This is a genomic window from Nonomuraea soli, from assembly GCF_013761175.1.
Taxonomy (GTDB): Bacteria; Actinomycetota; Actinomycetes; order Streptosporangiales; family Streptosporangiaceae; genus Nonomuraea; species Nonomuraea soli.
Genome location: NZ_JACDUR010000002.1, coordinates 726,073 through 751,998, shown reverse-complemented (window position 1 = coordinate 751,998; position 25,926 = coordinate 726,073). Strand labels below are relative to the sequence as shown.

Annotated in this window: 26 protein-coding genes; 14 read left to right on the top strand and 12 right to left on the bottom strand. The window is 71.3% G+C overall.

All coding sequences use genetic code 11. The features are described 5' to 3' along the window. Positions 1 to 97: 97 nt before the first annotated feature. The 3 genes from HNR30_RS10640 to sigK all read right to left on the bottom strand — a co-directional run bounded on the left by HNR30_RS10640 (position 98) and on the right by sigK (position 2,001). The gene (locus HNR30_RS10640; protein ID WP_181609591.1) at positions 98 to 625 is read right to left on the bottom strand and encodes a hypothetical protein; all 528 of its coding nucleotides are present in this window, start codon (positions 623 to 625) and stop codon (positions 98 to 100) included. Positions 626 to 691: 66 nt separating this feature from the next. After that, on the bottom strand, positions 692 to 1,411 hold the full coding sequence (locus tag HNR30_RS10635) for an anti-sigma factor (protein WP_181609590.1): 720 nt from the start codon (positions 1,409 to 1,411) through the stop codon (positions 692 to 694). Next, a complete protein-coding gene (gene sigK / locus HNR30_RS10630) occupies positions 1,408 to 2,001 on the bottom strand; it encodes an ECF RNA polymerase sigma factor SigK (RefSeq protein ID WP_181609589.1) in 594 nt (197 codons plus the stop codon). Before sigK ends, HNR30_RS10635 begins: the two co-directional genes overlap by 4 nt. 132 nt (positions 2,002 to 2,133) lie before the next feature. On the opposite strand from sigK, the gene HNR30_RS10625 reads away from it, so the two are divergent. Next, a complete protein-coding gene (locus HNR30_RS10625; protein ID WP_181609588.1) occupies positions 2,134 to 3,636 on the top strand; it encodes a molybdopterin-dependent oxidoreductase in 1,503 nt (500 codons plus the stop codon). 44 nt (positions 3,637 to 3,680) lie between these two features. Further along, positions 3,681 to 4,283, top strand: coding sequence for a fasciclin domain-containing protein (locus HNR30_RS10620; RefSeq protein WP_181609587.1), 603 nt, complete (start codon positions 3,681 to 3,683; stop codon positions 4,281 to 4,283). On the opposite strand, the gene HNR30_RS10615 is transcribed toward HNR30_RS10620, so the two are convergent. Genes HNR30_RS10615 through arfA form a run of 4 tightly spaced genes read right to left on the bottom strand, consistent with a single transcriptional unit; the run spans position 4,280 to position 8,847 of the window. Continuing rightward, the gene (locus HNR30_RS10615) at positions 4,280 to 5,116 is read right to left on the bottom strand and encodes a carbohydrate ABC transporter permease (protein WP_181609586.1); all 837 of its coding nucleotides are present in this window, start codon (positions 5,114 to 5,116) and stop codon (positions 4,280 to 4,282) included. The two genes, HNR30_RS10620 and HNR30_RS10615, sit on opposite strands and share 4 nt — an antisense overlap. Continuing rightward, the gene (locus tag HNR30_RS10610) at positions 5,113 to 5,991 is read right to left on the bottom strand and encodes a carbohydrate ABC transporter permease (protein ID WP_220133398.1); all 879 of its coding nucleotides are present in this window, start codon (positions 5,989 to 5,991) and stop codon (positions 5,113 to 5,115) included. The genes HNR30_RS10615 and HNR30_RS10610 overlap by 4 nt, the downstream gene beginning before the upstream one ends. 5 nt (positions 5,992 to 5,996) lie before the next feature. Continuing rightward, the gene (locus HNR30_RS10605) at positions 5,997 to 7,337 is read right to left on the bottom strand and encodes an ABC transporter substrate-binding protein (protein WP_181609585.1); all 1,341 of its coding nucleotides are present in this window, start codon (positions 7,335 to 7,337) and stop codon (positions 5,997 to 5,999) included. 4 nt (positions 7,338 to 7,341) lie between these two features. Then, positions 7,342 to 8,847: an arabinosylfuranosidase ArfA gene (gene arfA / locus HNR30_RS10600; protein ID WP_181609584.1), complete on the bottom strand. Its 1,506-nt coding sequence runs from the start codon at positions 8,845 to 8,847 to the stop codon at positions 7,342 to 7,344. A 100-nt stretch (positions 8,848 to 8,947) separates the two neighbouring features. Between arfA and HNR30_RS10595 the strand changes: the two genes are divergently transcribed. Continuing rightward, positions 8,948 to 9,964, top strand: coding sequence for a LacI family DNA-binding transcriptional regulator (locus HNR30_RS10595; protein WP_181609583.1), 1,017 nt, complete (start codon positions 8,948 to 8,950; stop codon positions 9,962 to 9,964). Positions 9,965 to 9,980: 16 nt separating this feature from the next. Here the strand turns inward: HNR30_RS10595 and HNR30_RS10590 are convergent, their stop codons facing one another. The 3 genes from HNR30_RS10590 to HNR30_RS10580 form a co-directional block, all read right to left on the bottom strand. After that, the gene (locus HNR30_RS10590) at positions 9,981 to 10,382 is read right to left on the bottom strand and encodes a hypothetical protein (RefSeq protein ID WP_181609582.1); all 402 of its coding nucleotides are present in this window, start codon (positions 10,380 to 10,382) and stop codon (positions 9,981 to 9,983) included. Positions 10,383 to 10,422: 40 nt separating this feature from the next. Next, positions 10,423 to 13,092, bottom strand: a complete 2,670-nt coding sequence (locus HNR30_RS10585; RefSeq protein WP_181609581.1) for a leucine--tRNA ligase — start codon at positions 13,090 to 13,092, stop codon at positions 10,423 to 10,425. Between the two features lie 349 nt (positions 13,093 to 13,441). After that, the gene (locus tag HNR30_RS10580) at positions 13,442 to 14,203 is read right to left on the bottom strand and encodes a CPBP family intramembrane glutamic endopeptidase (protein ID WP_181609580.1); all 762 of its coding nucleotides are present in this window, start codon (positions 14,201 to 14,203) and stop codon (positions 13,442 to 13,444) included. 244 nt (positions 14,204 to 14,447) lie between these two features. Between HNR30_RS10580 and HNR30_RS10575 the strand changes: the two genes are divergently transcribed. Genes HNR30_RS10575 through HNR30_RS10565 form a run of 3 tightly spaced genes read left to right on the top strand, consistent with a single transcriptional unit; the run spans position 14,448 to position 15,649 of the window. After that, positions 14,448 to 14,759 (top strand): hypothetical protein, encoded by a 312-nt coding sequence (locus HNR30_RS10575; RefSeq protein ID WP_181609579.1) that lies wholly within the window; start codon positions 14,448 to 14,450, stop codon positions 14,757 to 14,759. Positions 14,760 to 14,780: 21 nt separating this feature from the next. Further along, entirely contained in the window at positions 14,781 to 15,143 is a 363-nt protein-coding gene (locus HNR30_RS10570) for a metalloregulator ArsR/SmtB family transcription factor (protein WP_181609578.1), read from the top strand. Further along, on the top strand, positions 15,140 to 15,649 hold the full coding sequence (locus HNR30_RS10565) for an SRPBCC family protein (RefSeq protein ID WP_181609577.1): 510 nt from the start codon (positions 15,140 to 15,142) through the stop codon (positions 15,647 to 15,649). The genes HNR30_RS10570 and HNR30_RS10565 overlap by 4 nt, the downstream gene beginning before the upstream one ends. On the opposite strand, the gene HNR30_RS10560 is transcribed toward HNR30_RS10565, so the two are convergent. Continuing rightward, complete coding sequence (locus HNR30_RS10560; RefSeq protein ID WP_181609576.1) at positions 15,646 to 16,071, bottom strand: DNA-binding protein; 426 nt, start codon at positions 16,069 to 16,071, stop codon at positions 15,646 to 15,648. The two genes, HNR30_RS10565 and HNR30_RS10560, sit on opposite strands and share 4 nt — an antisense overlap. A gap of 156 nt (positions 16,072 to 16,227) precedes the next feature. Here HNR30_RS10560 and HNR30_RS10555 point away from each other — a divergent pair, with 156 nt between their 5' ends. The 8 genes from HNR30_RS10555 (at position 16,228) to HNR30_RS10520 (ending at position 24,615) form a co-directional block, all read left to right on the top strand. After that, positions 16,228 to 17,946: a cation:proton antiporter gene (locus HNR30_RS10555; RefSeq protein ID WP_181609575.1), complete on the top strand. Its 1,719-nt coding sequence runs from the start codon at positions 16,228 to 16,230 to the stop codon at positions 17,944 to 17,946. Between the two features lie 274 nt (positions 17,947 to 18,220). Further along, positions 18,221 to 18,988, top strand: a complete 768-nt coding sequence (locus HNR30_RS10550) for an ABC transporter ATP-binding protein (protein ID WP_181609574.1) — start codon at positions 18,221 to 18,223, stop codon at positions 18,986 to 18,988. Then, positions 18,973 to 20,814 (top strand): hypothetical protein, encoded by a 1,842-nt coding sequence (locus tag HNR30_RS10545; protein ID WP_181609573.1) that lies wholly within the window; start codon positions 18,973 to 18,975, stop codon positions 20,812 to 20,814. The genes HNR30_RS10550 and HNR30_RS10545 overlap by 16 nt, the downstream gene beginning before the upstream one ends. Then, positions 20,811 to 22,016, top strand: coding sequence for a sensor histidine kinase (locus HNR30_RS10540; RefSeq protein WP_181609572.1), 1,206 nt, complete (start codon positions 20,811 to 20,813; stop codon positions 22,014 to 22,016). Before HNR30_RS10545 ends, HNR30_RS10540 begins: the two co-directional genes overlap by 4 nt. Then, positions 22,013 to 22,633, top strand: a complete 621-nt coding sequence (locus tag HNR30_RS10535) for a response regulator (protein WP_181609571.1) — start codon at positions 22,013 to 22,015, stop codon at positions 22,631 to 22,633. Before HNR30_RS10540 ends, HNR30_RS10535 begins: the two co-directional genes overlap by 4 nt. Positions 22,634 to 22,839: 206 nt before the next feature. Next, positions 22,840 to 23,157: a hypothetical protein gene (locus HNR30_RS50050; protein WP_181609570.1), complete on the top strand. Its 318-nt coding sequence runs from the start codon at positions 22,840 to 22,842 to the stop codon at positions 23,155 to 23,157. Between the two features lie 19 nt (positions 23,158 to 23,176). Further along, positions 23,177 to 24,283, top strand: a complete 1,107-nt coding sequence (locus tag HNR30_RS10525; RefSeq protein WP_181609569.1) for an AlbA family DNA-binding domain-containing protein — start codon at positions 23,177 to 23,179, stop codon at positions 24,281 to 24,283. 80 nt (positions 24,284 to 24,363) lie between these two features. Further along, complete coding sequence (locus HNR30_RS10520) at positions 24,364 to 24,615, top strand: hypothetical protein (protein WP_181609568.1); 252 nt, start codon at positions 24,364 to 24,366, stop codon at positions 24,613 to 24,615. 255 nt (positions 24,616 to 24,870) lie between these two features. Here HNR30_RS10520 and HNR30_RS10515 read toward each other — a convergent pair whose 3' ends face one another. After that, positions 24,871 to 25,515, bottom strand: a complete 645-nt coding sequence (locus HNR30_RS10515; RefSeq protein WP_181609567.1) for a hypothetical protein — start codon at positions 25,513 to 25,515, stop codon at positions 24,871 to 24,873. Positions 25,516 to 25,926 lie beyond the last annotated feature (411 nt).

Sequence of the window (25,926 nt, the reverse complement as noted above, 5' to 3'; positions counted from 1 at the left end):
GCTGACTCCTTCAATGTTCAGCTTGCTTAACGTCCCTTCGCAGCGGCTGTGACAGCGGTTGCACATGGGCGCGAAAGAACACGAAGGAAGCGGGGAGTCAGCGGTCGCTCACGCCCGCCCGCCCCCGCCGCCGCCGCGGCCAGACGACGCGGGCCGCCCAGCCTCCTGCGGCCAGGCCCGCGACCACCGACAGACCGTGGATGACCAGCCGGTGCACGCCCGCGTCCTCGGCGAAGCGCTGACCCCGCGTCAGCAGGATCAGGAGCGACGCCGTGAGGATCGCCGCCCCGGCCGCGCAGATCACGCCCAGCACGACGGCGAGCAGCGTGTGCGGCCAGCGCCGCGCCGAAGGGGCGGGCGCGATGGACGGCAGCCGTCCGGCGATGGCCTCCGGCGCCTCCCCGACACCCCCGAGCACGGTGTGCGACGTGGTGCCGGAAGCACTCTCGCTCAGGCAGACCCATTGCCGCTCGTGGGCGAACACGATCGCCCTGCCGCCCCCGGGATGCCTGAGCACGGCGTAGCGTTTCCCCTCGGGGAAGGCCTTCACCCGGTAGCCGACCTCGGGTCTGAGGGTGTCGAGCGCGTCGAGGATGTTGTCGAGCCGACCGTCCTTCGGGTCCATGCAGAGCGCACCTCCTTCCTCGTTCCTTCGAGGCGAGTGCGTCCGCCGGATGCTTCGAACCCGATCTCACGACGACGGCAGAGGCAGCACGGCCAGCGGCCGGGTCGTGGGCTGCCGCGATCCTCCCCTGGGCTCGATCGTGATGCCGAGGCGGTCACCGGCACGGATCGACGTGGCCAGGACGGGGGCGGGCTCCTCCGGCATGAGGCCCGCGGAACGGATCTCGTCGGCACCGATGAGCCACAGCTGGTAGTCCTGCGACGCGGGCAGTTCCCGCATCCCGGCGGTGACCAGGACGGCGCTGGCCTTCCGTGGAGAGTAGATCGCCGTGGCGGTGGCCTCGCCGACGCGCGCCGAGACCCGGCGGGTGTCGGGGGCGGCCAGCACGGCGGCGATCCGCTCGCCGGTCACCCGCTCCGCGTCGAGCTGATCCTGGGCGCGCAGGAACAACACGCCCGTGAGTACCGCGGCCAGTGCGAGAACGGCGGCGGTGACGCGGGAGGCGGTCAGGCGCCCGCGCGGGCCCGCGCGCCGGTCGGGAGCGGCCGCCACGATCGGCGAAGCCTGCCGCGTCCTGCCGACCTCGGACAGCACCCGCCCCTTCAACGACGGCGGCGGCGCCTGCTGCACGCTCGCCGCCAGGCGCGCCGCGGTCTCGCGCAGGCTCCTGACCTCGCGCTCGCAGTCGGGGCACTGGGTCATGTGCCGCTCGAAGGCCCGCAGTTCGTCCGGGGGCAGAGCGTCGAGCGCGTAGGCGCCCGACAGCGTGTGCACGTTCTCGTTCATGCTTCCACCCCCAGGCAGTCGCGCAGGCGGATCAGGCCGTCACGCATCCGTGTCTTGACCGTGCCGAGGGGGGTGGTGAGCAGGGAGGCGACCTCCGGATACGAGTACCCACCGTAGTACGACATCGTCACGACCTGGCGTTGCAACTCCGTCAGCGTGTCGAGGCAGCGCCGCACTCTCTCACGCTCCAGCTTGCCCGCGACCGTCTCGATCACCACGTCGTAGTCCTGGCCCGCCATCGCCCGATGGCCCGCGGCCACGTCCCGCTCGGAGCTCGCCTGCTCCGAGCGCACCCGGTCCACGGCGCGGCGGTGCGCGATCGTGGTCATCCACGCCATCGCGCTCCCCCGCCCCGCCTCGTAGCGCGGCGCGAGCCGCCAGATCTCCAGCAGGACCTCCTGGAGCACCTCCTCGGCCTGGCTCGGGTCGCGCACGACGCGGAGGACGACGCCGTAGAGGGGGGCGGCGATGTGGTCGTAGAGGCGGGAGAAGGCCTCCTGGTCGCCTCTGCCCACCCTGGCCAGCAGGTCGGGGACCGGTGAGGTCGCGCGCGGTGGCGCTTGCTCCGGTCGTGTCTCGGGGCCGGTCATCGGTTGCTCCGTCCGCTTGTGTCCCTCGTCACCGGTGCATTCGGAGCGGAGGACATCACGGATGGGTGATGCGATCTCACGCTTGGTGAAAGTCCGACCAATCCGGGGGCCGTCCCGCTCCGAACACCTAACGTGAGACGACTTGAACGCCGCGTTATCCGGGCAGGTGGGGCAGGCCTTGCCGCGCTCGCCGCCGCGCTGGGCGTGGCCGAACTCGTCGCGCGGGTCACCGGGGAGCAGGGGTCGCCCGTGGTGGCTGTGGGTGGCGTCGCCATCGACCTGGCGCCGGCGCCCGTGAAGGAGTTCGCCGTACGGACCTTCGGGACGGCGGACAAGGCCGTGCTGGTGGGCGGCATCCTGCTCACGATGGCGCTCCTCGCGGCGGGGCTCGGGGTGCTCGCCGTCCACCGGCGCACGGCGGCGGTGGCGGGCGTGGGCGCCCTCGGGCTGCTCGGGGTGCTCGCGGGGGTGACACGGCCCGCCTGGGTGCCGCTCGACCTGCTGCCCGCCCTCGCGGGGTCGCTCGCGGGGGCCTACACGCTGGCCGCGCTGACCACCCTCGGGGGTGCCACGGGCGCGGCACACTCCACGCACGGGCGGCGGCAGGTGTTGCGGGCCGGGCTGGGCGTCGTGGCGCTGGCGGGCGTCGGCGGGCTGGCCGTACGGCTGAGCCCCGCCGCCCCACCGCGGCGCCTCGCCCTGCCCCGCCCGAGCAGCCCCGCCAGGCCCCTGCCCCGCGGCGCCGACCTGGCCATCCCCGGCCTGTCCCCCTTCACCACCCCCGGCGCCGACTTCTACCGCGTCGACACCGCCCTCTCGGTCCCCCGCCTCGACCCCGCCGCCTGGCGCCTGCGCGTGCGCGGCCTGCGCACCCTCGACCTGGGCATGGACGACCTGCTCCGGCGCGGCCTGATCGAGCGCGACATCACCCTCACCTGCGTCTCCAACGAGGTCGGCGGCCCGTACGCGGGCAACGCCCGATGGCTCGGCGTGCCCCTGGCGGCCCTGCTGCGCGAGGCGGGCGTCCCGGCCGGCGCCGACCAGCTGTTCAGCAGGTCGGCCGACGGTTGGACGTGCAGCACGCCGCTCGCCGCCGTCCTCGACGGGCGCGACGCGATGCTCGCCGTCGGCATGAACGGCGGCCCGCTGCCCGCCGAGCACGGCTTCCCCGCCCGCCTGGTCGTCCCCGGCCTGTACGGCTACGTCTCGGCCACCAAGTGGGTGGTCGACTTGTCCGTCACCCGCTACTCCACCGATCAGGCGTATTGGACCAGGCGCGGCTGGGCGACCGACGCGCCCGTCAAGACGGCCTCGAGGATCGAGGTGCCCGCCCCGCTGTCCACGCTGCGCGCCGGTCCCGTGACGGTGGCCGGCGTCGCCTGGGCCCAGGGCCGCGGCGTCACCGCCGTCGAGGTCCGCGCCGGCCAGGGCGCCTGGCAGCGGGCGCGGCTCGCTCCCGTGCCCAGCGCCGACACCTGGGTCCAGTGGTCGTGGACCTGGCAGGCCGAGCCGGGCACCCACACCCTCCAGGTCCGCGCGACCGACGGCACCGGCCGCGCCCAGACAGCCACCCGGGTCCCGCCGTTCCCCGATGGGGCGACCGGCCGGCACTCGGTCGTGGTCACCGTCAGGTGACCGCACCCTCAACCGCACAAGTAACCGCAATCAAGGAGAATCCCATGAATCACCGCATCGGTTTCCTCGCCACCGCCGTCACGGCGCTCGTCATGGTGACGGGCTGCTCCTCCGGTGGCGCCGAGAACGCCGCCGCCGAGCCCAAGCCCGCCGCCTCGTCGAGCCCCGCCATGGCGGACGGGCCGTTCGGATCGGCCTGCTCCGCCGTACCGGCCGACGGCGAAGGCAGCTTCACCGGCATGGCCGACGACCCGGTGGCCACCGCCGCGTCGAACAACCCGGTCCTGTCGACCCTGGTCACCGCGGTCAAGCAGGCCGGCCTGGTCGACACGCTCAACTCCGCCAAGGACGTCACCGTCTTCGCGCCCACGAACGACGCCTTCGCCGCCATCCCGAAGGAGACGCTGGACAAGGTGCTGGCCGACAAGGCCATGCTCACCAAGATCCTCACCTACCACGTGGTGGCGGGCAAGAAGGCGCCGGCCGACCTGGCCGCCGCCGAGCTCACCACGCTGCAGGGCGGCACGGTGAGCGCCAAGGGCTCGGGCGAGTCCTACACCGTCAACGACGCCAAGGTCGTCTGCGGCAACGTGCCCACGGCGAACGCGACCGTGTACATCATCGACAAGGTCCTGATGCCCAGCTAGCCGCGGATGCCCGAGCGTGAGATGCCCTCGATGACCCATCGCTGGGCCACGAGGTAGAGAAGGATCACCGGGAGGCTGGCGATCACCGCTCCGGCCATCAGCAGGTCGTAGCGGATGTTGTTGGCCCCCTGGAAGTTGCCGAGCCCGGCGGGGAGCGTGAGCGCCTCCGGGCTCAGCAGCACGTAGATGGGCCACAGGAAGTCGTTCCAGTTGGCCAGGAACGACAGCAGGAAGAGCGTCGCCAGCGCCGGTTTCGACAGCGGCAGCGCGATCGAGACGAAGATCTGCCAGCGGTTGCACCCGTCGAGCTCGGCGGCCTCCTCCAGCTCGGCGGGCAGCGTGAGGAAGAACTGGCGCAGGAAGAACACGCCGAACGCGCCCGCCACGGCCGGGACGATGACGGCGGGCAGGCTGTCGATCCAGGCCAGCTCGTTGACGATGAGGAAGTTGGGGATCAGCAGGACCACCGGGGGCACGAAGAGCGTCGCCACGATCATCGAGAAGATCGGCGTGCGCAGGCGGAAGCGCAGCCTGGCCAGGGCGTAGGCGGCGGGCGCCGCGGTGGCCAGCACCAGCGCCGCGTGCCCGGTCGCGGCCAGCAGGCTGTTGAGGAACCAGGTCAGGACCGGGCTGTCGGGACTGGTGAGAATCTCGCGGTAGGCGTCGGCGGTCACCGGATCGGGAACCCATCGGGGCGTGGTCGACTGGGCCGCCTCGCGGGTCTTGAACGAGGTGACCAGCATGTAGAGCAGCGGGCTGAGGTAGAGCGCCGCGATCACGGCGAGGACGAGGTGCAGCAGCGCGCGCCGCAGGGTGCGCAGGTCTCGGGTCATGGTCTGCGCCTGTCTCTGAAGGCGCCGAACACCAGGACGCTGGCCGCCATGAGGAACGCCGCAAGGATGAAGCTCATCGCGGAGGCCGTTCCCATGTCGAACTGGCGCAGGCCGGTCTCGGCGATCAGGTAGATCGCGGTCTTGGTCTGGTCGGCGGGAGCCCCGGCGGTGATCAGGTAGGACTGCCCGAACATGTTCGCCGAGGCCAGGATGGTGGCGTTGACCACGAACACCAGGACGGGACGCAGGCCGGGCAGGGTCACCGCCAGGAAGCGCCGCCACGCTCCCGCGCCGTCGACCATCGCGGCTTCGTGCAGCTCGCGCGGGATGTCCTGCAGCCCGGCCAGGAAGATGACGGAGTTGAGCCCCAGCGTCCACCACACGGTCACGCCCACCAGGGCGATCCACGCGGGCGGCAGGTCCGTGGTCCACTGCACGTCGAGCCCGAGGTAGTGGTTGACCAGGCCGATGTTGCCGTCGAGCAGGAAGCGCCACAGCAGGCCGACCACGGCCACCCCGAGCACGTAGGGCGCGAAGTAGACGGCGCGGTAGACGTTGCGCCCGGCGAACCGGCCGTTCATCAGCAGCGCGACCAGCAGCGGGAGGACGACGAGGATCGGGACGGAGGCGACGGTGAAGATGCCCGTGGCCCGCATCGCCGTCCAGAAGCGCCCGCCGTCGACGCTGCCGGGGTCAAACAGCTCGGCGTAGTTGCCGAGCCCGACGAACGGCTTGGCGGGCAGGTTGATGTCCCACTCGTGCAGCGAGGTCCAGAACCCGAAGCCGATGGGCACGATCATGAAGACCGTGAACAGCGCCAGGTAGGGCGCGAGGAACGCGTACGGCGTCCACCACCGCATGCGCCGTGCCGTCACACCGCTCACTGAGCGTACTTCCGCTTGTTGTCGGCCAGGAGCTTGTCCGCCGTGGCCACGCCCTCCTTCAGCGCGTCCGCCGGGCTCGCCTGCTTGAGGACGGCCTTGGCCACCGCCAGCTCCAGCGCCTTGCTCTGCACGTCGCCCACGCCGGGCAGGGCGGGCAGGAAGTGGAAGATGCCGACGTCGGCGGCCAGCTTGACCTGCGGGAGCCCGGCGACCTCCGGCGCCTGCCTGGCGGAGTTGCGCGCCGGGATCATGCCGGCCTTGGCCCACTCGGTGGACTGGCGGCTCATGTGGTCGACGAAGGCCTTGGCGGCCTGCACCTTGTTGGCGTCCTTGCCCGCCTGGGCGGTGAGGACGAAGTTGTGGGAGGCGCTCCAGGCCGCCGCCGTGCCGCCGATGTTCGGGATAGCGGCCAGGCCCCACTTCAGGCTCGGCGCGTTGCCCTTGAGGTCGTTGATCTGCCAGATGCCGTCCCAGGTGAGGCTGACCTGGCCGTTCTTGAAGGCGGCGTACTGGCTGTCGATGGCCACCTTGGCGGGGCTGTAGCCGTCGTCGATCTGGCGGACCATCCAGTTCAGCGCCTCCACGCCCTGCTCGGAGCCCCACAGGGCGCGGGTGCCGTCCTCGCTGTACAGCTCGCCGCCGTGCTGCCAGAGCAGGCTCATGAACATCAGGTGCGCGGGCCACTTGTTGGGCATCCAGAAGGGGTGGGCGACGCCGGACTTCTTCAGCTCGGACAGCGCCTGCTCGTAGCCCGCCTTGTCGGCGGGCGCGTCCTGCAGCCCGATCTTCTCCAGGTGGGCGCCGTTGAAGTAGTCGGCCAGGCAGTGCACGTCGAGGGGCACGCTGTAGCGTTTGCCCGCGTAGACGCCGGCGTTCCACACGGCCGGGATGAAGTCGCTCTCGGTGAGCTCCAGCGCGCCCACCACGTCGTCGAGCGGGATGAGCACCTGGCGGGCGGCGAAGGTGCCGATCCAGTCGTTGTGGATGATCGCCACGTCGGGGCCGTTCCCGGCGGTGATGGCGGTCGGGACGGCGGGGTAGAGGTCCTCCCAGCGCCGGGTGACGTTGCGCACCTCGATGCGCCCGGCGTACTGCTTGTTGAAGGCGTCGACCATGGAGCGCATGTGCGGGCCGTCGCCGCCGGTGAACCCGTTCCAGTAGCTGAGGGTGACCTTGGGGCCGGCGTACTCACCGCCGGTGAACGTGGGCGCGGCGGCGGTCGGCGAGGCGGCTCCGGAACCGATCCTGGTCCCTCCGCCGCACGCCGCCACGGCCGCGGTCAGGCCCGCCGCCCCCGTCAGGCCGAGAAAGCCGCGACGGCTCAGGTGGTGCGTCATGTCCTTACTCCTTTACGGCGAAGCGAACCATGGTCCATGAGGTCGGAGGGAGGGTGAGCGTGGCCAGGCGGTCCTGGTGGCGCAGGCCGGAGCCGGGGCGCGGCACCACGCGGTACGGCTGGGCCGCGCTGTTGGCGGCGGAGGGGTCCTCGTCGGCGAGTTCGACGTGCTCGACGGGTTCGAGCCCGCCGGGCAGCACGACGTCCAGGTCGCAGGCCGCGCCCCGGTCGCGGTTGACGGCGAACAGCGTCATCGCCCCGGTGGCGGGATCGTGGGTGGCCGTCGCCCACACGGCCGGGACCTCGCCGTACCTGGCGGTCTCGATCGTGGCCGCCTCCGGCTCCACGCGCAGGACCTCGCCGCGGGCGTGGCGGGCGGTCAGGGCGAAGGGGTGGAAGATGCTCTGCCGCCAGGCGGGCCCGCCCGGCTCGGTCATGATGGGGGCGATGACGTTGGCGAGCTGGGCCTGGCAGGCGACGCCCACCCGGTCGGCGTTGCGCAGCAGCGTGATGAGCAGGCTGCCGACGACCACGGCGTCGGTGACGTCGTAGCGGTCCTCGATGAGCCGGGGGTGCCTGGCCCAGTCGAGTGACGATTCGCCGCCGAAGCGGCTCTGGTACCACACGTTCCACTCGTCGAAGGAGAGCTTGAGCCGTTTGCGGCTGCGGAGCGTGGCCGCGACGTGGTCGGCGGTGGCGGCGACGGAGCGGATCATGTGCTCCATGTCGGCCGCGCTGGCCAGGAAGGAGTCGGCGTCGCCGTCGGAGGGGTCGTAGTAGGCGTGCAGGGAGATGTAGTCGACCAGGTCGTAGGTCTCCTCCAGCACCTGCGCCTCCCAGCTGCCGAAGGTCGGGATGGAGCTGTTGGAGCTGCCGCAGGCGACCAGGGAGAGCGTGGGGTCGAACCGCTTCAGCGCGCGTGCCGTCTCGGCCGCGAGCCTGCCGTACTCCCTGGCCGTCTTGTGGCCCATCTGCCAGGGGCCGTCCAGCTCGTTGCCCAGGCACCACAGGCGGATGTCGTGCGGTTTGTCGGCCCCGTGCGAGCGGCGCAGCTCCGACCAGCGGGTCCCGGCCGGGAAGGTCGCGTACTCGACCAGGTTCAGGGCCTCCGCGACGCCGCGGGTGCCGAGGTTGAGCGCCATCATCGGCTCCACCTCGGCCCTGGCGGTCCAGGCCATGAACTCGTTCAGCCCGAAGCTGTTGTCCTCGACGGTGCGCCAGGCCAGGTCGAGTGTGGTGGGCCGGTGCTCGGCCGGGCCCACGCCGTCCTCCCAGCGGTGGTTGGAGACGAAGTTGCCGCCCGGGTAGCGCACCAGCGTGACGCCGAGCTCGCGCACCAGCTCCAGGACGTCCGTGCGGAAGCCGTCCGGTCCGGCGCTCGGGTGACCCGGCTCGAAGATCCCCGTGTACACGCAGCGGCCCATGTGCTCGACGAAGGAGCCGAACAGGCGCGGTTCCACCGGGGCGACGCGGAAGGCGGGGTCGAGGGTGAGGCGGGCACGAGTCGTCAAGGGGATGGCCTCTCCGTCGGGGGGCGGTCGTGTGTTGCAGTGTTTCTACAACGTTGTTCCAACGTTGTAAATGGGGCTGGAACGTTTACCATCGACTTCCATGGGAGCGAGCCTGCGGGACGTGGCCGAGCTGGCCGGAGTGTCGGTCAAGACGGTGTCCAACGTCGTCAACGGCTACACCCACGTCTCGCCCGCCACCCGGCTCAAGGTCGAGGACGCCCTGACCCGGCTCGGGTACCGGCCCAACCTCTCGGCCCGCAACCTGCGGCAGGGCCGTACCGGCGTCATCGCCCTGGCCCTGCCCGAGCTCGACGCGCCGTACTTCGCCGAGCTGTCCAGGTTCGTCATCCAGGCCGCGGCCGAGCACCGCTGGCTGGTCGTCATCGAGCAGACCGACGGCAGCCTGCGGCGCGAGCGGCAGGTCCTCGACGGCGTGCGCGACCACCGCGTCGACGGGCTGATCTTCAGTCCCATCTCGATCGGCGCCGACGAGCTGGCCGCGCGCACCGACGACACGGCGCTGGTCCTGCTCGGCGAGCGCATCTACGACGGTCCCGCCGACCACGTCGCCATCGACAACGTGCGCGCCGCCCGCGACATCACCGAGCACCTCATCGGCCTCGGCCGCACCAGGATCGCCGCCCTGGGAGTGCAGGACCAGTCCGTCAGCGGCACCTCTCCCCTGCGCCTGGCCGGCTACCGCGAGGCGATCGCCGCCCACGGCCTGGTGGAGATCACGGCCGAGGTCGAGCGTTACCAGCGCGCGGAGGGCGCCGCCGCGATGACCAGGCTGCTGCGCTCGCCGTCGCCGCCCGACGCGGTCTTCTGCTTCAACGACCTGCTCGCCCTGGGCGCGATGCGCGCGGTGCTCGCCTCGGGGCTGCGTGTCCCCGAGGACGTGGCGCTCGCGGGGCTCGACGACATCGAGGACGGACGTTACAGCACGCCCACGCTCACGACGGTCGCACCCGACAAGGCGCAGCTGGCGGGCATGGCGGTCGACCTGCTCAAGCTCCGCCTCGACGGCCGGTCTGGCCGGCCGCCGAAGGAGATGCGGGCCGGTTACCGGCTGATGATCCGCGAGAGCACGACGGGATTCCGGCCCGGCCCGATCTGAACCGGGCTCCTTGCGGTCAGCCGCCCTGGCGGCGGCGTTTCATCTCCGCCTCGGCGACGTGGCGGCGGCCGTCGAGCAGGCGGTCGCGCACGTCGCGTTCCAGCTCGCGGAAGGTGGCGTAGTAGCCGTCGTCGTACTCCTCCACGATCTGGAAGGTCCAGCGGTCCTCGATGACGTCGCGGCCGATCAGCTCGGCGCCGATGCGCGCGGCCAGATCACCGTGGCCGGCCTGTTTCAGCTGGTCGACCACGGTGTCGAGCATCAGGTCGGCCCGGCCGGTGAGCTGGTGGAAGGCGTACAGGTGGCCGCGCGCCCGCTCGACCGTCTCCAGCGCCTCGGACAGCTTGCCCACCGCCTCGACGGTGGTGTCCGCGGCGTCCTGCGGCCTGCGGTGCGCGGCATCGGGTTCATACGTCATACACCTGTCCCTTCCTCAGGCGGCCGCGGTCAACCCCCGCTCACCGTGCGGGGACGATGTTGACCAGCCCCGGCGCCCGCACGACCACGCGCTGCACCGGCCGCGATCCCAGCGCCGCCCGCACGCCGGGATCGCCCAGGGCCAGGCTCTCCAGCTCGGCCGCGGTGATGGCGGACGGCACCGTGAGCCGTCCCCTGAGCCTGCCGTTGACCTGGACGACGCAGGTGACCGTCTCCTCGGCCACCAGGTCGGGGTCGGCCGTGGGGTAGGGCTCGTAGGCCAGGGACCCCTCGTGGCCGAGCCGGTGCCACAGTTCCTCGGCGATGTGCGGCGCCAGCGGGGCGACCAGCAGCGTCAGGGATTCGGCGACCACGCGCGGGGTGGGACCCGAGGAGCGGGTGACGTGGTTGGTCAGGGAGATGAGCTTGGCGATGGCCGTGTTGAAGCGCAGCCCCTCCATGTCGGCGCGCACCTCGGCGGTCGTCCTGGCGAGCAGGCGCAGCGTCGGCTCGTCGGCCGCGACGTCGGCGACCGTGGCCCGTCCGGTCTCCTCGTCGACGACGATGCGCCACAACCGCTGCAGGAAGCGCTGCGAGCCGACGACGGCCTTGGTCTCCCAGGGGCGCGCGGCCTCGAGCGGCCCGGTGCTCATCTCGTACAGGCGCAGGGTGTCGGCGCCGTACTCGTCGCAGATCTCGTCGGGCGTCACCGTGTTCTTCAGGGACTTGCCCATCTTGCCCAGGGTGCGGGTGACCGGCTCGCCGTTGTACACGTACGCGCCGTCACGCTCCTCGACCTCGGCCGCCGGTACGGCGAAGCCACGGCTGTCACGGTAGACGTAGGCCTGGATCATGCCCTGGTTGACGAGCTTGTGGAACGGCTCCCGCGAGGAGACGTAGCCCAGATCGTGCAGGACCTTGTGCCAGAAGCGCGCGTACAGCAGGTGCAGCACGGCGTGCTCGGCGCCGCCGACGTAGAGGTCGACGCCGCCCGCGGGACGCTCGGGGCCGGGGCCCATCCAGTAGCGCTCCAGCTCCGGGTCGACGAGGCGCCGCTCGTTGCCGGGGTCGACGTAGCGCAGCTCGTAGAAGCAGGAACCCGCCCAGTTGGGCATGGTGTTGACGTCGCGGCGGTACTCGCGCGGCCCCTGGCCGAGGTCGAGGGTGACGGTGACCCACTCGGGGCTGCGCGTCAGCGGGGTCTCGGGACGCGAGTCGCGATCGTACGGGTCGAACGTGCGCGGCCGGTAGTCGTCGACGTCGGGCAGGCCGACGGGGAGCATCGACTCTGGGAGCGGGTGGGGGACGTCGTCGGCGTCGTAGACGACCGGGAAGGGCTCGCCCCAGTAGCGCTGGCGGCTGAACAGCCAGTCGCGCAGCTTGTACCTGGTCTCCAGCGGCCACGGGTCACCCGACAGCGGGGAGGTGTCGACGGGCAGGCCGAAGGCGAGGGCGAACCGCTCGTCGCGCTCGTCGTGGGCGGGCACCCCCATGACGGCGCCGGTGCCGTACGACGGCAGCACGTAGTCGGCGACGAACACCGGCAGCGGCCGCCCGTCGGCGGGGTGGCTGACGTAGGCGCCGGTGAAGGCGCCGCTGACCGCCCGGCCTCCCGCCTGGCGTTCGAGGTCGGACCGGGAGGCGGCCGCGCTCGTGCTGTGCGCGACGGCCTCGGCGGGGCTCGCGTGGCCGCCCGTCCACGCGGCGGGCGTGCCGTCCGGCCACGACGCGGGCGCCAGCCGGGCGGCGAGCGGATGCTCGGGCGCCAGGGCCAGGAAGGTCACGCCTGGCAGCGTGTCGGGCCTGGTGGTGAAGACGGCCAGCCGCTCCTCGGTGCCCGGCAGGGCGAACTCGATGCGGGCGCCCTGCGACCGGCCGATCCAGTTGCGCTGCTGCGCCTTGATGGGCTCGGGCCAGTCGAGCAGGTCGAGGTCGTCGATGAGGCGGTCGGCGTAGGCGGTGATGCGCATCATCCACTGGCGAAGCTGGGTCCTGAAGACGGGGAAGTTGCCGCGCTCCGACCGGCCGTCGGCGGTGACCTCCTCGTCGGCCAGCACCGTGCCCAGGCCGGGGCACCAGTTGACGGGGGCGGTGGCGAGGTAGGCCAGACGGTGGCCGTTGAGCACCTCGGCGCGGGCCGCTTCCCCCAGCTCGGCCCAGGCGGCGCCGTCAGGGGTGGCGCGAGCGCCGGTCGCCAGTTCGTCGACGAGCTCCTCGATCGGCCGCGCCCTGCCGGCGTCGTGGTCGTACCAGGAGTTGAAGATCTTCAGGAAGATCCACTGGGTCCACCGGTAGTAGCCCGGGTCGATGGTCGAGATGGCGCGGCGGTCGTCCTGGCCGAGGCCGAGGCGGCGGCGCTGGCGGCGCATCGTCTCGATGTTGGCCTCGGTGCTGACCTTCGGGTGGATGCCGGTCTCGACCGCGTACTGCTCGGCCGGCAGGCCGAACGCGTCGTAGCCGAGCGTGTGGAGCACGTTGTGGCCGGTCATCCGCAGGAAGCGGCTGTAGACGTCGGTCGCGATGTAGCCGAGAGGATGCCCGACATGCAGGCCAGCCCCCGAGGGGTAGGGGAACATGTCCATGACGAAGGCCTTCGGGCGCTCGTCGAGGTCGGGGGCGTCGAAGACGCGGAGCTTCTCCCACTCGTCCTGCCAGCGAGCTTCCAGGTCGGCGGCCAGCGCGGCCGTGTACCGATGGGGCGTGTCTGCCATGGGATTCGTACTCCGTCGCCAGGTCGAAGGGGTCGGGCGGCCGCTCGTGGCCGGCCTTCGCCGGCGGCAGCGGGAAGTCTCGCACCGGCACGAACCGGGTGGGCACCGCGCGGGACGGCGGGAGCCGGGCCAGGCGGGCGGCCGGATCGGGCAGGCGTCGCCGTCGTGCGGCACGCTCGGGCCCATCCTGGCACGATCGGGCCCCGTCCGGTACGCCCCTTCGCCTGCCGCTCCGCCGGAGGTACGGCGGAGCTGACCGCGCGCCCGCACCGCCTTTCCCCGGCGTACGGCTGAGCACGGGGGCGCGCACCGACGCCGAGGGAGCCGTCGCGGGCGTCATCCAGACGCTCTACGCCGCCACGCCCACCGGCCGCCTGGGCGCCTGCAGGTCCTTGCCGGCGTACACGACGACCGCCACCGCCAGCAGCAGGTAGACGGCGGCCAGGGTGAGCTGGCCCAGGTCGGACCCGATCACCTCGGGCGGCATCATCTCGATCGACAGGTTGTGCCCCAGGTGGGCCACCAGCACGACGGGCAGCCCGGTGCGGTTGTAGAGCCAGGCGTACACCACCGACGTGGCCACCAGGCGCACCACGCTCTGGACCACGTCGACCGGGCCCACGTGGCCCTCGGGGTTCAGCACCGGCCACAGGTGCCAGACGGTCCACAGCAGCCCGATCACGACGGCCGCCGCCAGCGGGGTGATACGCCTCTGCAGGAGCGGCCCGCCGTACCCACGCCAGCCGAACTCCTCGCCCAGCGGGTTGGTCAGCAGCGGGCCGAGGATCGCGATGCCCGGAAGCAGGAGCCATCGCTCCGGCGCCCGGTCGCCGCCGACGGCGAAGACCGCGTCGATGACCAGCGCGATCGCGATGGGCGCGAGCAGCACCAGGGCGTACCAGCGCACGTCGTGGCGCCAGTCGAGGATCTGGCGGGCCAGCTCGCGCCACCTGCCGCTCCAGGCGGCGGCGGCGAAGGCGGCCAGGGTCGGGGAGAAGGCGATCAGGAGGATCGCGGGGGTGAGGTCCTGCGGACCGTCGCCGGTCGCCAGCAACCATAAGGCGCCGGCCAGCGTGAGGAGGTAGGTGAGGGCTGCCCAGAGGAGAACCATGCCTCGATGGTCGGGCAGCGGGCGTCACCCGTTCGATGACGCCCGCCGCCCGATCGGTGGTAGTGCTGGCCCCCCTTCTCCCCGCACGATGTCCTCCGTCCGAAGGCCCGCTCCAGAGCGAGGCCGTCGTTTTTGGCAGGGGGCGCGCGGGTAGGCACCCCTCGTTGTCGCAGCTCATCGCGGGGGTGTGAGCGGTTCCGGCCCTTGCGTTGCCCTCGCTTCCGAACACATCAGGGGGCATCACATGGGAGAACCGCGGCAGTTGCAGATCGAGATCCTCGACTGGCCGGCCATCGAGGACCTGATCGGCAAGATGCGGAACGTCGCCGAGCAGCCCGGCGCCGCCGAGCGCGTCGAGGAGTGGCGCGCGGAGCACGGCACCGAGCACGCCACTCCGCAGGCCCGTTCGTTCGTCGTCGTGGGGTCGACCCTGATGTTCCTTCACCCGTGCCCGGACGGCGTCGTCCTGCCGTTCGCGGCCTACCCCGGCGGTGCCGTGAAGGTGTACACGGATCCCGAGCATGCCGGGCTCAGCTTCTACCGCGCGGACGCGTAACCACTGTGTTACGCTTTCCGGGTGGATGACACGGCAGCCGCGCTGGCCGACCCGGTGCGCAGGGAGATACTCGTAGCGCTGCGCTTCCAGCGGCTGTCCGCAGGGCAGATCGCCGAGCGCTTCCCGATCAGCCGGCCCGCCGTGAGCCGTCATCTGCGGGTGCTCAGGGAGGCCGGGCTGGTCCACGACGAGCTCGTGGGCCGCCGCCGCCTCTACACCCTGGACCCACGGCGGCTGCTCGACCTGGCCGCCTGGCTCGGCCAGTTCGCCGAGCCGTCCGCCTGGGAGCACCGGTTCGACGCACTGGAGACCGAGGTTCACCGCACCCGGCGCGAGCGCCGTACCGGCGACGTCGCGGGTCAGGCCCACGAGGAGACCGCATGAATCCCACCGCCCGGCTGCTGCGCGGCAACAGCGGCGACACCGGCAGCAGGCTCGTTCTCACGCGCACCTTCCGCGCGCCCATCGACGACGTGTGGGCGAGCCTCACCGAACCCGAACGCACCGCCCGCTGGTTCGGCCCCTGGAAGGGACAGGCCGGAACCGGCAACACGATCCAGGTGCAGATGGTGCACGAGGACCAGACGCCGTGGATGGACATGCACATCGACGCGTGCGAGCCGCCGCGCCGCCTGGCCTGCTCCTCGACCGACGACCACGGCGTCTGGCGGCTGGAGGCGCTGCTGACGGAGTCGGACGGCACGACCACGCTCGAGTTCGTCCAGCACCTGCAAGGGGAGGAGAACCTCGGCGAGATCGGGCCCGGTTGGGAGTACTACCTCGACATGCTCGTGGCCTCCCGCGACGGCTCCCCGTCGCCCGGCTTCGACGACTACTTCCCGGCGATGAAGGCCTACTTCGAGGGCCTGTCCGCCGGGCCCGAGCGCTAGCCGTCCAGCCCGGTCACCGCGCGGTCGGCCAGGCGCTCCCAGCGCTGTCTGGCCGCCTGCGCGGTGCCGAGGCCGAGCCCGAAGGCGATCTCCTGCCAGGTCATGCCGCGGCCGCGCGCCATCTGCAGCAGGCCGGCCTCCAGGGCGTCCATCTCCCCGCGCACCAGGGGGACGAGGCTCAGGGCCGCGGTGATGTCGGCGTGGTCCACCTCGGGCTCGCCGTCGTCGAGCTTGGCTGCGCCGCTGAGCAGGAACGACACGAGCCTGACCGCCTCGTGGGGGGCGATGGCGGAGGGGTGGGCCTGGCGGTGGCGCTGCTCGCCGGTGGCCGCGTGCCGCTCGGCGATGCGGAACAGGGAGGCGTGCACACGCTGGGCGCGCGCTTCGTCGGGGTGCGGAGGCGTGAAGGGATCATCGGACATGACGACCACTCTGCCCTTGGAAACTTATTGATGTCAACAGATTGTTTAAAACACCTTCTTTCCCTGGGAACGGTCCGCCGACGCGCCCGGCCGCTGTGAGCGTCCCCAGCGTGGCGGCTCCATCGCGCAGCGTCGCCTTTGCAGAATGGAGCGGCCATGGAACTCACGATCATCGCCGTCCTGGGCGTCATCAGCATCGTCGCCGTAGCGGCCCTGTCCCGGCGGATCGGGGTGGCCGCACCTCTGTCGCTGGTGATGGTCGGCCTCGTCCTCAGCTTCATGCCGGGGCTGCCACACATCGAGATCGAACCCGAGATCATCCTGACGGTCGTGCTGCCCCCGCTGCTGTACGCCGCGGCCGTCCACATGCCGGCGATCGACTTCCGGCGCGACTTCAAGGCGATCTTCCGCCTGAGCGTCGTGCTGGTGGCGGTGACCACGCTGTGCTCCGGCTACCTGTTCGCCTGGCTGATCCCCGGGCTGGGCCTGGCCGCGGCGTTCGCGCTCGGCGCGGTGATCAGCCCGACCGACGCCGTCGCGGCCACCTCGGTCGGCAAGAAGCTCGGCCTGCCCTCCCGGCTGACGACGATCCTGGAGGGCGAGGGCCTGGTCAACGACGCCTCGTCCCTGGTGCTGCTGGCCTCGGCCGTCTCGGCGCTGCACACCAGCGTGCCGCTGTGGCGGGTCGGCACGGACTTCGCCGTCGCGGTCGTGATCGCCGTGCTCGTCGGGGCGTTCGTGGGGCTGGCGTCGGTCTTCGTGCGCTCCAGGCTCACCGACACCGTCGCCAACACGGCGCTGTCGTTCGTCGTGCCGTTCCTGGCCTTCCTGCCCGCCGAGGAGCTGGGCGCCTCCGGGGTGCTGGCCGTGGTGGTGGCCGGACTGGTCAACGGCAACCTCAGCCCGCGCTTCATCCGCGCCCGCGACCGGCTGGCCGAGAACACCAACTGGATGACGATCTCGTTCCTGCTGGAGAGCGCGATCTTCCTGCTCATGGGGCTGCAGCTGCGGACCCTGCTCGACCAGACCGACGACGCTCACCTGCCGGTGGCGGGGACGATCGGCATCGGGCTGCTGGCGGCGCTGCTGGCCATCGCGATCCGCGCCCTGTTCGTCGCGCCGCTGGTGTCCTCGCTGCGCCACGACGCCGACCGCGCCGAGAGCTACCGGTCGGTGTTCGACGACCTGGCCGACCAGCTGGCCCGCGGCGAGCTGCCACGACGCTTCGACCGGGGGCCGGGCAAGAAGGACCCAGAACGGCTGCGCAAACGCCTGGACCAGCGCAAGCGCGACAACGAGTTCTTCATCAACGAGCGGTTCGGCTGGCGCGGCGGCGTCGTCATCGCCTGGTCGGGCATGCGCGGAGCGGTCACGGTCGCGGCCGCCCAGACGTTGCCGCCCGACACGCCCTTCCGGCCACAGCTCCTGCTCATCGCCTTCATCGTGGCCGTCACGACGCTGCTGCTGCAGGGTCTCACGCTGCCGTGGGTGATCAAGAAGGTGAGGGTCCCCGCCGACGACACGTCGGCCGACCGTGCCGCCTACGTCGAACTGCTGGAGGATCTGTCCCAGCGCGCCGCCGAGGTGCTCGACGACCCCGGCCTGGCCCGGCCGGACGGCACCCCCTTCGAGCCCGTGGTCGTGGCCCGCGTGCGGGAGGAGACGGCGGTTCGCCGCGTCCCGCCCACGGGCACCGTTCCCGACGACGTGGACCCGCGCGAGCAGTACCGCGAGCTGTCGCTGCTGGTGTTGTCGGCGGAGCAGGACGAGTTGCTGCGGGTGCGCTCGATGGGCGCCTACAGCTCGCGGCTGCTCACCTTCGCCCAGGACCGGATGGACCGGCGGCTGGCCCAGTTCCAGCAGGCGGAGGCCTAGCGGGGTCGGCCTCACGGAGGAGCGTTGCTCCAGCCGGGCGGGCCAAGGCCCGTCTCACGGAGGAGCGCGGCTCGCTCCGGGCGGGCCGAGGCCTCATGGAGAAGCGCGGCTCCCTCCGAGCGGGCCAGGCCGGCGTCCCCGCGGCACGCGGCGCGCCGACGCCCCGGAGACCCCGGCGGCCCCGGCATCCACCGATCGGTGGATGCCCGGATCCACCACCCCGCCCCCCGGCCGGACGATCCGCCGCCCCCGCCCTCCGCGCCATCCTCGGAGCATGCCCACACACCAGGAGCCCGCGCTGCGCACCACCGGACTCCGCAAGACCTTCGGTCACCACGTCGCCGTCGACGACATCGACCTCGTCGTCCCCGCCGGATCCTTCTACGGCCTGGTCGGCCCCAACGGCGCCGGCAAGACCACCACCCTGGCCATGGCCGTCGGCCTGCTCCGCCCCGACGCGGGCAGGGCGGAGATCTTCGGCGTCGACGTCTGGCGTGACACCGTCCAGGCCAAGCAGCTGATCGGCGTGCTGCCCGACGGCAACGCCATGCCCGAGCGGCTCACCGGCCGCGAGGTCCTCACCTATCTGGGTCTGCTGCGCGGCCTGGACCCCGACGTGGTCGCCGAGCGCACCGACGAGCTCCTCCAGGTCCTCGAACTCGACTCGGCCGAGCGCACCCTGGTCATCGAGTACTCCACCGGCATGCGCAAGAAGATCGGCCTGGCCATCGCCCTGCTGCACGCGCCCCGCCTGCTCGTCCTGGACGAGCCCTTCGAGGCGGTCGACCCCGTCTCCGCGGCCACGATCAAGGCCATCCTGCGCAGGTTCGCGGGCAACGGCGGGTCGGTGATCATCTCCAGCCACGTCATGGCCCTCGTCGAGCAGGTCTGCGACCACGTCGGGGTCATCTCCGACGGCCGCGTCGTGGCCGCCGGCCCGCTGGCCGAGGTGCGCGGCGCCGGAACGCTGGAGGACGCCTTCGTCGACCTGGTCGGCGCCCACACCGCCGGATCGGAGGGCCTGGCATGGCTCACTCCCTGACCCCCACCCCGGCCCCCGCCGCCCTGGCCCGGCACATGATCCGCATGCGCCTGGCCCTCATGCGCAACTCCCTGCGCGGCGACAATGCCACCAACCTCTACGCCGGTGTCGCGTTCGGGCTGCTCCTGGCCGTGGGGACGATCGCGGTCGCCGTACTGTGGCCCGCGTACCTGCCCCTCACCCTGGCCGTGTGGCTCTCAGGCTGGGTCTTCGGCCCCATCTTCATCGGCGGCGGCAGCGAGGCCCTGCGACCCGAATACTTCACCATGCTCCCGGCCCCGCCGGGCCGGATCGCGGCGGCGCTGCTCGCCGGGGCCTTCGCGGGCCCGGTGCCCGCGGTCAACCTCGTCGCCCTGCTGTCCCTGCCGGTGTACGGCTGGCGTTTCGGTCCGGCAGGTGTGCTCATCGGCCTGGTGGCGGCGGTCACCACGCTCGTCACGATGGTGATGATCTCCCGCGTCATCGTGGCGCTCATCGGGCTGTTCGTCAGATCCCGCGCGACCGCGACGGCGGTCGGCGTCGTGACCGGCACCGCCATCGCCCTGTGCAGCAACGGCTGGGCGCCCGTCGCGGCGCTGGGCGGCACCGACACCTCCGCCTGGTTCGAGGTGCTCTTCCGTGTCCTGCCCTCCGGATGGGGTGTGGCCGCCATCGAGGGCCCGTGGCCGCTCGCCCTCGCGATCCTCGCCGCCGGCGCGGGTGTGATCGCCCTGCTGCTGGCGGTGTGGTCCAGCCTGCTGTCTCGGCGCGTTGCCTCGGCCGCACGCGGCGGCGTGCCCGCCCGCCGTGGCGCCCCCCGCCCGTTCCCCAGGACAGGCGGCGCCCGCGTCACCGCCGCCAAGGAGCTGCGCGCGTGGTGGCGCGACCTCGTCCGCATCCAGCTGCTGGCCGTGGCCTTCTCCTTCGCGATCGTCATGCCTGTCCTGCTCCTGGCCATCGGCGTCTGGGGCATGGTCCCCTTCGCGGGGCTCATCGCGATCGTGATGGCGGCCGCGGCCTCGGCCAACCTCTACGGCTCGGACGGCACCGCCCTGTGGCTCACCCTCATGACCCCCGGCGCGGAACGCTCCGACGTGCGCGGACGGCAGCTGGCCTGGCTGCTCGTCGTCGGCCCAGCCGCGGCTCTCCTCACCCTGGCCGGCACCCTCGTCAGCGGTCAGGACTGGGCCTGGCCGTGGGTCCTGGGCCTGTTCCCCGCCCTGCTCGGCGGCGGCGCCGGGCTCGTCGTCCTGCTCGCGGTCACCTCGCTCGTCCCCGGCACCGACCCCCACAAGCGCGGCGGCAACCCGCTCAGCACCGGCGCCGACGAGACCGCCGAGACCAGCCTCGCCTGGCTCGTGCTCATCGCGGTGCCCTCCGTCGCCCTGCCCACGGCCGGCGCGATCCTGCTCGACCCGTGGGCGGGCGTGGCCACCGGGCTGCTGACCGGCGTCCTCAGCGTCTGGGGACTGGGCGCGATCGCCTGCCGCAGGCTCGAGAAGCGCGGGATCGAGCTGCTCAACCTCATGAAGTACGGCCCGGCGCCCGAGGCCGACAAGCCCACCACCGCGGACCTGCCGCTCGTGCACCGCATCGGTGTCACGGTCTGCTACACCCTCGCCTGGCTTCCCCTGTTCCCCCAGGGGCTCGTGCCGATGGTGATGAAGATCTTCGGAGCGGGGGACCCCGTGTGGTTCCTCGCCCTTCATCTGCCGCCGGTCTGGCAGTGGCCCACCATCATCTTCATGATCGCCCTGGGGATGCTCATGTACGGTTACGCGATCCTTGTCCCCATGCGTCTAAGCTCGTCCTCCACGGTCGAAGGAGGAGGCACAGGCCGCGCATGAACGATCCCTTCCCGCCGTCCGCCTGGGAGCGACGGTTCGAGCAGCTGGTCGAGATCGTCCCCTACCTCACCCTCGCCACCTCGCTCGCCATCAGCCTCGCCTCCCCCGAGCAGCCGGCGGGCGGGATCGGCCGCACCCTCGCGCTCACCGCCCTGGCGCTCGCCTGGATCGTCGGCCGCATGTTCCTGCCCGCCGCCGTGCGGCGGCGCAGGGCCGCGGTGGCCGTGCACTTCGCCGGCGTCCTGATCACGGCGGCGCTGCTGGCCTTCCACGACCCCATCTTCGCCATCTACTGCATCTCCGGCTTCTTCCTCGCCGCCAACTTCGCCCCGTCGCGGTGGACCTTCGCCGCCGTCGCCACGACCTCCTTCATCCTGTACGGCTCGACGCTCGACTGGAGCCAGGCGACCGTCCAGCTCCTCGCCTTCTACCTGGCGATCATCGCCGTCCAGACGGTCACCATCGGCGGCGGCTCGATCGCCGGCATCAGGATCGAGGACCGGCAGCGCAAATATCGCCAGGCGGTCGGCGACCTGCAGACCGCCCTGGAGGAGAACGCCGACCTGCACGCCCAGCTCCTCACCCAGGCCCACCAGGCGGGCATCCTCGACGAACGCCAGCGCATGGCCAGGGAGATCCACGACACGCTCGCCCAGGGTCTCACCGGCATCATCACCCAGCTCCGCGCCGCCCAGCGCGTGGAGGACTCCGCCACCCACGTCGAGCTCGCGCTCACCCTCGCCCAGGAGAGCCTCACCGAGGCCCGCCGCTCCGTCGCCGCCCTCCAGCCCCACCAGCTCGACGACGCCCACCTGCCCGACGCCATGAGCACCCTGGCCCGCAACTGGACCCAGACCACCGGCATCGACCTGCACGTCGAGGTGACCGGCGACCGCGTCGCCCTCAGCCCGGCCATCGAGGTCACCCTCTTCCGCGTCGCCCAGGAGGCCCTCGCGAACATCGCCAAGCACGCGCAGGCCACCCGCGCGGGCCTGACCCTCTCCTACACCGGCCCCGTCGTCCTCCTCGACGTCCGCGACAATGGCACCGGCATCCACCATCCCAACAGCGAAGGCTTCGGACTCAGCAGCATGAGACAACGTGTACGCGGTATCGGCGGCTCCCTCGAGATCGAGAGCATGCCCGGCGAGGGCACCGCCGTCAGCGCCACGGTCCCCGCGCTCCAGGCGAGCCCTCGATGATCCGCCTCCTCATCGTCGACGACCACCCCATCGTCCGCGACGGCCTGCGCGCCGCCTTCGAGGCCGAACCCGGCATCGAGGTCGCGGGCGAAGCCGCCAACGGCCGCGAGGGCATCGAGCGAGCAGCCGCGCTGGAGGTCGACATCGTCCTCATGGACCTGCGCATGCCGGAGATGGACGGCGTCAGCGCCATCACCGCGCTGGGCCGGTCGCACCCCCACATCAAGGTCCTCGTCCTGACGACCTTCGACGGCGACTCCGACGTGCTGCCCGCCATCGAGGCGGGCGCCACCGGCTACCTCCTCAAGGACGCGCCCACCGACGAGCTCCTGCGTGCCGTACGCGCCGCCGCCGCGGGCGAGCCCGTCCTGTCGCCGTCGGTCGCCGGCCGCCTCATGGGCCAGGTCCGCAGGCCGGCCAGGGCGGCACTCACCGACCGCGAACTCCAGGTGCTCACGCTCGTCGCCGACGGCGCCTCCAACCGCCAGGCGGCCGCCAAGCTGTTCATCAGCGAGGCGAGCATCAAGACCCACCTGCTGCACATCTACGACAAGTTCGGCGTGCGCGACCGCGCCGCCGCCGTCAGCGAGGGTTACCGGCGAGGCCTGCTCAGCTAGGCGCGAGGACCGGCGTGTGCCCCATCCCCTACGCCGACTGGCTGCCCGAGAACCAGGTGGAGCGCCTGGGCGATCAGGATGACAGCCGAGTCCCCCAGACCCGGGTCGACCCCGAGCCGGCGCCACCGGTTCGCGCCGCGCGTCTGCCGCCGAACTGGCCGCAGAGCGTGCCCGGCCCTACGGCACCGGGATGGACCCACGCCGCAGTGAACTACCTGCTGGACCAGGTCCCATCAGGCTCTCGAGCCTACGCCCGGCTGTTTCGGGCGCACCCGCTGGTCCTGGCGCGGATGGCGCTCACCTACCTGCTGCACGCCCACCGGGCGATGGAGGAGGGCTATCGGAGCGCGGCCTACCAGCTGCGGCCGCTCTTCGAGCCGCACACGATCGCGGAGATCTTGGCCACGTACCAGGCCGAGCGGACGCGCATCGTGCAGCGCGGGCGGGCGGCCCGGCTTGTGGAGCAGGCGCTACTGGCCCGAGAGCCACGTACAGGCGCGCGGTACCACCGCAAGCAGCCATGACCTCGTAGGGTCGACGCTCGTGACAACCCGATCAGATCTGATTACCGCTCTGGCCACGGGCAGGGCTCGGGACCTCATTGGCCTCGCCGAAAACGGTTGGCTGGACTTCAAGAGCGCCCCGTACGCTCTGGCCTCCGGCCGGAACAAGTTCGAGCTCTGCAAGGACGTGGCAGCCCTGGCCAACGCTCAGGGCGGCTTGCTCGTCCTTGGGGTCGAGGCGGAAAAAGAAGCTACCCAGGCGATCGAGATCGCGACCAAACTCAGGCCGTTTCCCAAGAATAGGGCCAACCTCGACGCCTACACCGACACCCTGAACGACAACCTCTGGCCGCGGGTAACCGTCGAGTTCCGGTGGTTCGAGGCGCCCGACGACATCTCAGGTCCCGATCACTTCTTCTTGGTGATCGACGTGGAACCGGTTCCGGAGGCAGACCGGTACGTCATCGCGCGACGCGTCCTGAGCGAGGACGACAAGCTGGTCGACGGCTTTGCCGTACCTCAACGCGCCGGGGACCGGACCACGTCCCTGCCCTCGCTGGAGGTCTATCGGCTCATGAACGACGGGCTGCGCAGTCGCATTCTCCTGCCAGTTCCTCCGCTCGAGCGAGGCCCAGGGACCGACCGCGCGGACGCGATGGTCGATGAGCTTGAACAGGTGCTGGACTGGAATGACAAACCGGCTCTGTTCTGGCAGAGCATTCCGCAGAATCCACCGTCGATTGCGGACCCAAGCATGTTGTGCAGAGGCAGCGATCAGATCGGCCCTTGGCTGCGGATCAGTCCGTTCGTGCTCACTGAGCTCACGCTGGAGTACTTCCGGCTTGCTGACAACGTCGTCATGACCAAGGTGCCTGGCCAGTGGCGGCACAGGGTCGTGGCGCGCCGGTTCAGGACCGAGGAGAAGACTCTCACACTTGCTCCCGGAATTGATTTGGCCAATACCTTCCGCTCCGACGCGCAACCCGCCAGTAGTTCCTCCTGGAACAAGAGCTGGGCCGCGGTCGGCGATCCAGAACGCGACGCGTACGAGGCGCTTTCTCGTATCTACGCCCTGTTCGGGGTCGACGTCGCCACCAACCACCTGGTCAACGGGGATCGGGTACCCATCACCGGCTTCACCGAGTGACTCGGGGTTGAAGGGAACCAGGTCGGGAGGTCGTCACACACGGCACCGCGTAGAGCGCGATTCGCTACGTTGGGCAAGTCGTGGAGCCTGAGACGACCGAGTCCGACGTCGACGAGATCACGCCCCACCAGCCGGTCGTGGTCGAGCCGCTGGTCAACATCGAGAAGCTCCGGGAGCTGCTCGCTCTGAAAGCCGAGTACGACGCGCTCGACTTCAAGTCGGTGCTCGACCTACTCAACGGCGCCGCCAGTCGCGAAACGCGACCTGGTGGAACTGGCCAAAGACATCGGTGCGATGCCGGTCAAGGGCGGCAACATCGTCATCGGCGTTGACGGGCGCGGCGCACCAACAGGTGCTGTGACCGAGGCACACACTAAAGGTGTTCGACGAAGCGTCGCTTCGGGACAAGCTCTTGACGTGGCTGCCGGTCACGCTGGAGATCCACACCCCATGCCATATGCGAGACGATCAGCACCACCTCGTGCTTATCTACGTTGCCCCCAACCCGCCGGGTGCGTTCTTCCACGCCCGCGAGGACGGCAGGAGCAATACCGTGTTTCAGGCGGGCGGTCCACGCAGCCGGACCCCTACGACGTGCGATACCAGGCTGCGCGGAGGGCCCGAATCTCTTCGGGGGTGCTCTCGCGGGCGATATAGGGGATGTCGAGGATGTGGCGACTGTCGGGCAGCTTGTCGCGGACCACGCTGGCGTCATCGAGGATCTGCGCGTAGACAGAGGCGCCGTCCATGCAGAACACGTCGATGAGTGTCACTCGCCCGTCGAGGGCCTGTCGCAGGTTGCCTGGGTTCAGGTCGATGCCGTCCCACCAGGGCAGCCTGGCTCGAAACTCGGTGTCGACCACGGCAGCGGCCTGCCGAACCTCTGCCAGAGGTGAGTCATCAGCCTCCTCTCGCCACCGGCGGGCGACCTCCTCAGCTTGCGCCGGCTCAAGCGGGGCCAGGAATTCCAGCACGACCAGGGTGCCGCCACCGTCCAGCGGGGTGTCGAAGGCTACGCGCGGCAGGTAAGGGTTGCCGAGCTGGCGGCGGCAGAGCTCAAGAAAGGCAGCGTAAGCCGGGTCGAATGGGCACACCCTAGCCACCCATAGCCCGTCGGGAGAGCGCAGACCGATCGCCCAGTCGCCGACACCGCACGGGGTCCAGCCCGCCAGCACCAGCTCTGCCGTGGCCTCGCGGTGGGTCATCGAGGGCCACGGCAGGTCGGGGAGCACCTGCGCAGCTTACGAGATCAGCGCGCCCGAGCGCACTTCGCCTCGTCCTCCGCCCTCCTTACGGGTTGTTTCATGGGCGACCCATGCACGCCGCCCGTGGCCGGGCGCGTCCTGCGCGGACGCCGCTGGTCCTCCATGTCTTCGCCGCCCTGGCCGAGCTCATCGCGAGCTCATCGTCGCCGATACCCACGAGGGACTTGCCGCCGCCAAGGGCCGCCGCCGCATCGACGGCCGCCCCGCCGTAGTTGACGCCGCATTGCTCAAGCCCGCCTGGGATCTGCTGCCCGACCCCGGCCGCTCCGTCACCTCGACCGCCAAGCTGCTCGCGTCTCGGTGGGGACTCTCTACAACCACATCCCTGGCCCCAAGCCCCTGCGCTCAGGACAGAACACAACGCCCCCAACCCAAGAA

Coding starts and splice junctions, on each gene's coding strand:
- HNR30_RS10640 (WP_181609591.1), bottom strand. CDS start 625: ATGGACCCGAAGGACGGTCGGCTCGACAACATCCTCGACGCGCTCGAC.
- HNR30_RS10635 (WP_181609590.1), bottom strand. CDS start 1,411: ATGAACGAGAACGTGCACACGCTGTCGGGCGCCTACGCGCTCGACGCT.
- sigK (WP_181609589.1), bottom strand. CDS start 2,001: ATGACCGGCCCCGAGACACGACCGGAGCAAGCGCCACCGCGCGCGACC.
- HNR30_RS10620 (WP_181609587.1), top strand. CDS start 3,681: ATGAATCACCGCATCGGTTTCCTCGCCACCGCCGTCACGGCGCTCGTC.
- HNR30_RS10615 (WP_181609586.1), bottom strand. CDS start 5,116: ATGACCCGAGACCTGCGCACCCTGCGGCGCGCGCTGCTGCACCTCGTC.
- HNR30_RS10605 (WP_181609585.1), bottom strand. CDS start 7,337: ATGACGCACCACCTGAGCCGTCGCGGCTTTCTCGGCCTGACGGGGGCG.
- HNR30_RS10595 (WP_181609583.1), top strand. CDS start 8,948: ATGGGAGCGAGCCTGCGGGACGTGGCCGAGCTGGCCGGAGTGTCGGTC.
- HNR30_RS10590 (WP_181609582.1), bottom strand. CDS start 10,382: ATGACGTATGAACCCGATGCCGCGCACCGCAGGCCGCAGGACGCCGCG.
- HNR30_RS10585 (WP_181609581.1), bottom strand. CDS start 13,092: ATGGCAGACACGCCCCATCGGTACACGGCCGCGCTGGCCGCCGACCTG.
- HNR30_RS10580 (WP_181609580.1), bottom strand. CDS start 14,203: ATGGTTCTCCTCTGGGCAGCCCTCACCTACCTCCTCACGCTGGCCGGC.
- HNR30_RS10575 (WP_181609579.1), top strand. CDS start 14,448: ATGGGAGAACCGCGGCAGTTGCAGATCGAGATCCTCGACTGGCCGGCC.
- HNR30_RS10565 (WP_181609577.1), top strand. CDS start 15,140: ATGAATCCCACCGCCCGGCTGCTGCGCGGCAACAGCGGCGACACCGGC.
- HNR30_RS10560 (WP_181609576.1), bottom strand. CDS start 16,071: ATGTCCGATGATCCCTTCACGCCTCCGCACCCCGACGAAGCGCGCGCC.
- HNR30_RS10555 (WP_181609575.1), top strand. CDS start 16,228: ATGGAACTCACGATCATCGCCGTCCTGGGCGTCATCAGCATCGTCGCC.
- HNR30_RS10550 (WP_181609574.1), top strand. CDS start 18,221: ATGCCCACACACCAGGAGCCCGCGCTGCGCACCACCGGACTCCGCAAG.
- HNR30_RS10545 (WP_181609573.1), top strand. CDS start 18,973: ATGGCTCACTCCCTGACCCCCACCCCGGCCCCCGCCGCCCTGGCCCGG.
- HNR30_RS10540 (WP_181609572.1), top strand. CDS start 20,811: ATGAACGATCCCTTCCCGCCGTCCGCCTGGGAGCGACGGTTCGAGCAG.
- HNR30_RS10535 (WP_181609571.1), top strand. CDS start 22,013: ATGATCCGCCTCCTCATCGTCGACGACCACCCCATCGTCCGCGACGGC.